Origin of the sequence: Anaerostipes sp. Marseille-Q3525 (assembly GCF_018223505.1) — a bacterium.
Classification (GTDB): domain Bacteria; phylum Bacillota; class Clostridia; order Lachnospirales; family Lachnospiraceae; genus Anaerostipes; species Anaerostipes amylophilus.
On the sequence record NZ_JAGTTT010000056.1, the window covers coordinates 1 to 5756 of the forward strand.

The following is a 5756-nucleotide window of genomic DNA, read 5'->3' on the forward strand; positions in this document are numbered from 1 at the left end:
AACTGCTGTATGGGCTTGATGTGTGCAGTGGTGTTGTCTCTGTGAAGAATAAGTCTGGGCGGTCTAATGGAAGATCTCCGTATACTTCATCTGTGGATACCTGATGGTAACGTTTTACACCATATTTTTTTGCTGCATCTAACAGTACAACGGTTCCTTCTACGTTTGTTCTTACGAAGTTTCTTCGTAAACATCCTGCATAGATTCTGACAGATCATCTTTGTCAAAATAATCAATCTCTGGATATTCGTTCTGAATATCTTGAAGTACGATCTTTTGAATTCTATCAGTTAATTTGTTTGTGCCGTTAGTTCTGCTTAGAAATTCCTGAACATTGATAAATATTGTATTATATTTATTCAAATGCTTCTCAAAATCTGGATCTTCAGCAATCTCTAATCCTTGAAATAATTTCTTTGAATCACACCCCAAACTATAATAAGCTGTCAACATATCTGCTGCCATAGTCTTTCCGAAACGACGAGGTCTGCTAACTCAGACGTTTTGCTGCATTGTATTCAGTATCTTGTTTGTATATCCGATTAATCCTGTCTTATCCACATAAATTTCTGAGTTTATTGATCTATAGAATTTTTCATTTCCTGGATTTAAATAGATTCCCATGACAGCTCCTTCTTTAATTTTCTATTTCTGCTTATGATAATCAAATTTTTCTTTCCTTGGATTTATCGATGTTCATAATATGATTTTCATTGACATAAAATAATTATAATGTTAATATATTAATAAAGAAAGGTGCTACCGATGACGGTTTGCCTGATATTTAAGTGTTTTGAAATGATCGCCACTTTACCAGGTTAGGCGATCATTTTTCTGTCTTGGTATCATGCTTTCTTGGGGCTAGAACTCCCCGCAGGAAGCAAACCGCCATTCACGTCAATGTGAAGTAACACCTATTTCATATTTTATCAAATTGTTGTATTTTTATCAATATTTTTTTTAAATTATTTTATATATGTAGTATCCTTGAAAACAGGATAAAATTCCGCATCCGGAACATTCTTTTTAATAACCTCTGCCACTTTTCTACTGATGAGAATTTCCTGATATCCGTCAAAAAATTCATATGTTAAATTAACATCTTTCAATTCTTTTATTCCGCTTTGGGTAATATATGTTTACTTTTACTAAGAACTGGTTGAAAATATTTCTGATCAATACCTTCTTTTTGCAATTCTTCTGCTAATTTGGGTAACAGCATCAGTTCTCCCGTTCCATCTAATGCTGCTATTCCACAGTCTTTCTATTTAAATCATAAAAATTTATAATCTGTTTATATAATTCTGATTCCTGATTTATTTTATATATATAATTTCCTCCAAAACGTTTTCCTGTCTTATATTTTTTTAGTTGATATGTAAATCGTGCAATATGTTTCTTTACTTTCCATTCTACTTGTTCATCCATATATGCTAATGTAAATTGTACATTTGACTTCAATATAAAATTCAGGGGTATTATTAAAAATTCCAATAATACCCCACCTATCATGTATCAATTTTTATTGTTTTCGTCCTTTATTTTACTATACTGTATTTTCAGGAAGGTACGATTTACCAGCGACCTTCTTTAAAATCAACTTTATTACCACATTTGGTGCCGTAGCTTCTTATGAACGGGTCAATTGTCCGCATTATCGTATTAAGTTTCACCACTACTTAAATTTCTTTAGCCATTCCTCTGGCGTAATAGCTGAAACAATAGATGTTTCAAAATCTTTTGTATTCCGTGTTATAATATAATTTGCTGCTACATTTTCAGCACAACGATCTTGTAAACAGTCCTCAAAATCTTTAAAATTTTCCATTTTAATTGCTTTTATAACAGCTTCATGTGTAGCAGAAGTCACATTCAAAATTTTACAAATTTTTTCTAACCACTCACGTCTTGTCTCTTCCGGAATTTTTCTAAGAATATACCATAAATTAGGTAAAGAATGGAACGCTATATATCCATTAACTTCTCCTGAAGCACACTTTTTTATAACTTGTAATGCAGAATTATAAAAAGGTTCTCTTGCAATTAAAAAATCAATAATTACATTTGTATCAATCAATACAACCATATTTCTCCTTTCTTGCAGCTTCTAATTCTGCATCTGGATCAAAATCATCTGGTAAATACTTCTTTACATCATCTCTTGTATCTACAAGTTCTTGAAATGCTTGCATTTTTTCTTTATTTGGATCAACCGATTGAGATTGATAAATAATCTCTATATGTTTTTTTTGAGGTATCAGCCTTTGAATAATTTCTATTAAAAAACCTACATTTTCATCTGACATATTTTGTATCATTTGAACTGCTTTTTCTTGTAACATCGTCATATATAACACCACCTTTTATTATTCTATATGAATTTGTGTCTTATTAAGCAAATTATATCAAACAATATGACAAAAGTACAGTATATCAAACATTTGTTCTCTTAAAAATAGGATAAAATTCAACATCTGGAACATTCTCCTTAATTACTTGTGCTACCTTCTGACTCACAATATTTTCCTTCTCTTACTTATAATTGGTTGAAAATATTTTTGTTCTACTCCTGCTTCTTTTAATTTTTCTACTAATCTTGGCAGCATTACCATCTCCGCAGTTCCATCTAAAATAGCAATTCCAAGATCATCTTGATGCTTTTTAATATATCCTTTCGGTTGTGCATAAAACAACTCATCTGTTTTTTCTTTACTATAACATATTAAACATTCATTGTATTCATTATCAATATCATCATATTCTTGACAATAATGCTTTGGAAAACAAATTTTAAATGCTGCCGCATCATTCCATTCTTCTTTGTCCATCGCTACTTTAAAAGAAAATATAATGATTATATAACTCTAAATTTGTTTTATTTACACTTTCATCATCACATGAAAATGTAAATTTTACTTTTATACACATAGTACCTCCATGGATATTAAAAATTTTTCAAATAATCTAATAAAAAGAAAAAGAAAACACTATACATACTAACTACCAACTCAAACGTAAATTTTGTTTCACTGGATACTTTATTTTTTAGATAAAAATGCGAAAAAATAAAAATTATCACTGCTAATAATAAGCCAATTCTTATAAGATTACTTTCAGCTATACTTATTTCGGAAAATGCTACCAAACATACTTCAGCTATTACTATACATATTGTTGAAATGCTTTTTTTTGAATAAGGACCTCCAAATCCATAATCATCTCTAGGATTAATCAAAAAACGTCCAATGATAATTATTGGTAATATCCAAAAATTCCAAATCATCCATAGCCTAGCAACTGTTATCATAACAAAAGAACTGTTTTGATCTACCGAAAGCAAAAACCATGTTGGAATTAATGATATTAAAAAAATAATTTCTGGGATTGATTTACATCTAATTTTGGTTGTTTCAAATTGTGATTCCTCTGCATTTTTATAAGTATAAAATATCATGTATATAAAGAAAATTCCAGCAGCAATAGATGCACCTATTAATATTATCCACATTAATTGATTCATAAACTCACATCTTTGTACCTCACTAATCGGAAGATATTCTTTTCTATCTACTTTTAGGGATAATACTATGTTATTATCATTTATCAAATATGCTATTTTTTTATCATCTTTTATTTTATTAGGAATTTTAGGATATTCCGGAAATTCTCGTTCCTTTTCCACAAGATAAATTGTTTCTCCATCTTTCAATTTTATCTTTAATCTCTTATCTTGATTTTCTGTTTTCTTTTCCAATATAGTATTTTTAACATATCCATTTTTCAAATAATAGTCCGACTTTTTTATTTTTTCAAAATCTCTTATTTTCATTTGCTGGAAAAGGAATAATGTCATCCCACATGAGCATATAACCATACTTAAGAATAAAAATATCCATTCTTTATATACATTATCCATTTTACGAAATTTCATAAATATAACACCTACTCTTCAAATGATACCTTCCAAAATTCAGGGGTATTATTAAAAATTCCAATAATACCCCACCTACCATGTATCAACTTTTATTGTCTTCGTCATTTATTTTACTATACTGTAATTTTCTGTTCAATCTGCATTCCGTTCTTTACTTAAGAAAAACTATATTGAAGTTTCGACATTGTATATAGTGGTAAGGTTTTAACCGGAAACTCACAATTTCCTCATTTTCGTAAGATCTGCATGAACCCAAATTTATCTCATCTATGGTAATTTTATCATACTATACACTTTATCTTCTCTTTCGTCTTCCAAATACAATAAATAACCATCTATGATCGTCATATCATTTTGAGCATCAAATTTCTCTGGTAACTGTTTCTTTTTGTTATTGGCATACAGCATCAATGTAAGATCGTCGTCTTTATCAGTTTCCTTATTGATATACACACCTTTTTGTGCTGAATATGCAGCATATCCCTTTTTATCTTTTATTTCCAACTGATCTTTTCCATTTGTATTATATTTATAAAGTCCAGTTTTCTCTGGTACATTATTTACAATTGCACCATAGTAAAAATTCCCATCAATCATATAAAAATCATTATATTTCATGATCTTATCATATTGATCATCATCTTCTGGTGCTTCCTGTCCTCTTACCAGTTTTGATTTTTTTGTTTTCAGATCCATTTTATAAATTGCTGGATCATAGGAGTTTTTATAATATAAACTTCCTTTATAAAAACAGCTCTGAACTGCACCTTCTACGATTCGTTTTATTTTGTTGTTTTCTTCTAATTCATAGATATCTGAGCCGCCGATTACCAGATATATTTTGTTTTTATAATGCTGGAAATTTCCGATCCATTTTATTTCATCTTCAAATCCTTTCAGTTTATCTGCATCTGCAACCAGTTTTCTATCGCTGCCATCTATGTTAGATTCATATAAACGGTTCGCATTTAAATAGTATAACTTATTTTGATATATCTCTAATGCTGTCACCATATCTTCTATATTCTGCTTTTTATCTAACTGAAACAGCTTTTTCTTTTCGCCTGTTTCTTTGTCATATCGAATGATTTTTCGATCTTTTCTTGTATAAATAACATATTTTTTGTTTTCTATAATTGAATCTGCCCATCCTGTCTGCTGATGATAACTCGTTGTTGCAAGGATCTTGTCTGTTTTCCAGTCTGCTTTTTTTACCTGTTTTTTACTTCCACAACCTGTTAATAAAATACACATAGTCATGGCTACGATCCATATTTTTTTCATATCCCTCACCCTCCTAACATAAAATTATTTTCTCATCTTCTTTGTAAATATAAAATAAAACAGGCATAATCATTCAAAAAATATAGATAAAAATTTATTATTTTCTGAGAATTATACCTGTTTTTTCAGTGACACTTATTTATCAATGACAACTTACATAATTACAATAATCAATTTGAGATTTATCTACAGTTCATCTCATAGAAACATTATTATATATCTAATCCAAATATCCTTAAATACATGACTTCCTTGATTTTTTTATAAACATTACCCCTTCCATTATTATACCAATACAGGCAATAATTTCAGGATCTATTGGAAATAAACTAGCTTTTAGAAAAATTATTTTTCCATTATGAATCCATAAATTTCCTACTACTTTTTCTCTTTTATCGCTGTTTATATTATCCATTTCCTGATCACTTATTTTTTTCGTTATTATCTTATCCGATAATATTTGATAATCTATGTTATCAAATTTACCTGCATATACATGAATTTCATCTTTCTCACTTTTTATCATATAAATATCATC

Annotated in this window: 6 protein-coding genes and 3 pseudogenes; all 9 read right to left on the reverse strand. The window is 29.1% G+C overall.

Going from position 1 to position 5756, the window contains the following annotated elements:
• Positions 1 to 178, reverse strand: a pseudogene (locus KE503_RS15105) (GDP-mannose 4,6-dehydratase); the annotation flags it as partial.
• Positions 178 to 624: pseudogene (locus KE503_RS15110) on the reverse strand (AAA family ATPase); the annotation flags it as partial. The pseudogenes KE503_RS15110 and KE503_RS15105, both read right to left, overlap by 1 nt.
• A 624-nt stretch (positions 625 to 1248) precedes the next feature.
• Complete coding sequence (locus KE503_RS14635; RefSeq protein ID WP_249183086.1) at positions 1249 to 1494, reverse strand: hypothetical protein; 246 nt, start codon at positions 1492 to 1494, stop codon at positions 1249 to 1251.
• A gap of 181 nt (positions 1495 to 1675) precedes the next feature.
• Positions 1676 to 2086 carry a type II toxin-antitoxin system VapC family toxin gene (locus KE503_RS13975; RefSeq protein WP_212385645.1) on the reverse strand — a complete coding sequence of 137 codons (411 nt, stop codon included), beginning with the start codon at positions 2084 to 2086 and terminating at the stop codon, positions 1676 to 1678.
• Entirely contained in the window at positions 2070 to 2348 is a 279-nt protein-coding gene (locus KE503_RS13980; RefSeq protein WP_212385647.1) for a hypothetical protein, read from the reverse strand. The genes KE503_RS13975 and KE503_RS13980 overlap by 17 nt, the downstream gene beginning before the upstream one ends.
• 165 nt (positions 2349 to 2513) lie before the next feature.
• Complete coding sequence (locus KE503_RS13985) at positions 2514 to 2828, reverse strand: hypothetical protein (RefSeq protein WP_212385649.1); 315 nt, start codon at positions 2826 to 2828, stop codon at positions 2514 to 2516.
• Positions 2829 to 2944: 116 nt separating this feature from the next.
• A complete protein-coding gene (locus KE503_RS13990; protein WP_212385651.1) occupies positions 2945 to 3931 on the reverse strand; it encodes a hypothetical protein in 987 nt (328 codons plus the stop codon).
• Between the two features lie 270 nt (positions 3932 to 4201).
• Complete coding sequence (locus KE503_RS13995; RefSeq protein ID WP_212385653.1) at positions 4202 to 5218, reverse strand: hypothetical protein; 1017 nt, start codon at positions 5216 to 5218, stop codon at positions 4202 to 4204.
• Positions 5219 to 5453: 235 nt separating this feature from the next.
• A pseudogene (locus KE503_RS14000) lies at positions 5454 to 5756 on the reverse strand (hypothetical protein); the annotation flags it as partial.

What these genes read in the sequence shown, in the direction of transcription:
- KE503_RS13975 (WP_212385645.1), bottom strand. Translation starts at nt 2,086, where the DNA reads ATGGTTGTATTGATTGATACAAATGTAATTATTGATTTTTTAATTGCA.
- KE503_RS13980 (WP_212385647.1), bottom strand. Translation starts at nt 2,348, where the DNA reads ATGACGATGTTACAAGAAAAAGCAGTTCAAATGATACAAAATATGTCA.
- KE503_RS13985 (WP_212385649.1), bottom strand. Translation starts at nt 2,828, where the DNA reads ATGGACAAAGAAGAATGGAATGATGCGGCAGCATTTAAAATTTGTTTT.
- KE503_RS13990 (WP_212385651.1), bottom strand. Translation starts at nt 3,931, where the DNA reads ATGAAATTTCGTAAAATGGATAATGTATATAAAGAATGGATATTTTTA.
- KE503_RS13995 (WP_212385653.1), bottom strand. Translation starts at nt 5,218, where the DNA reads ATGAAAAAAATATGGATCGTAGCCATGACTATGTGTATTTTATTAACA.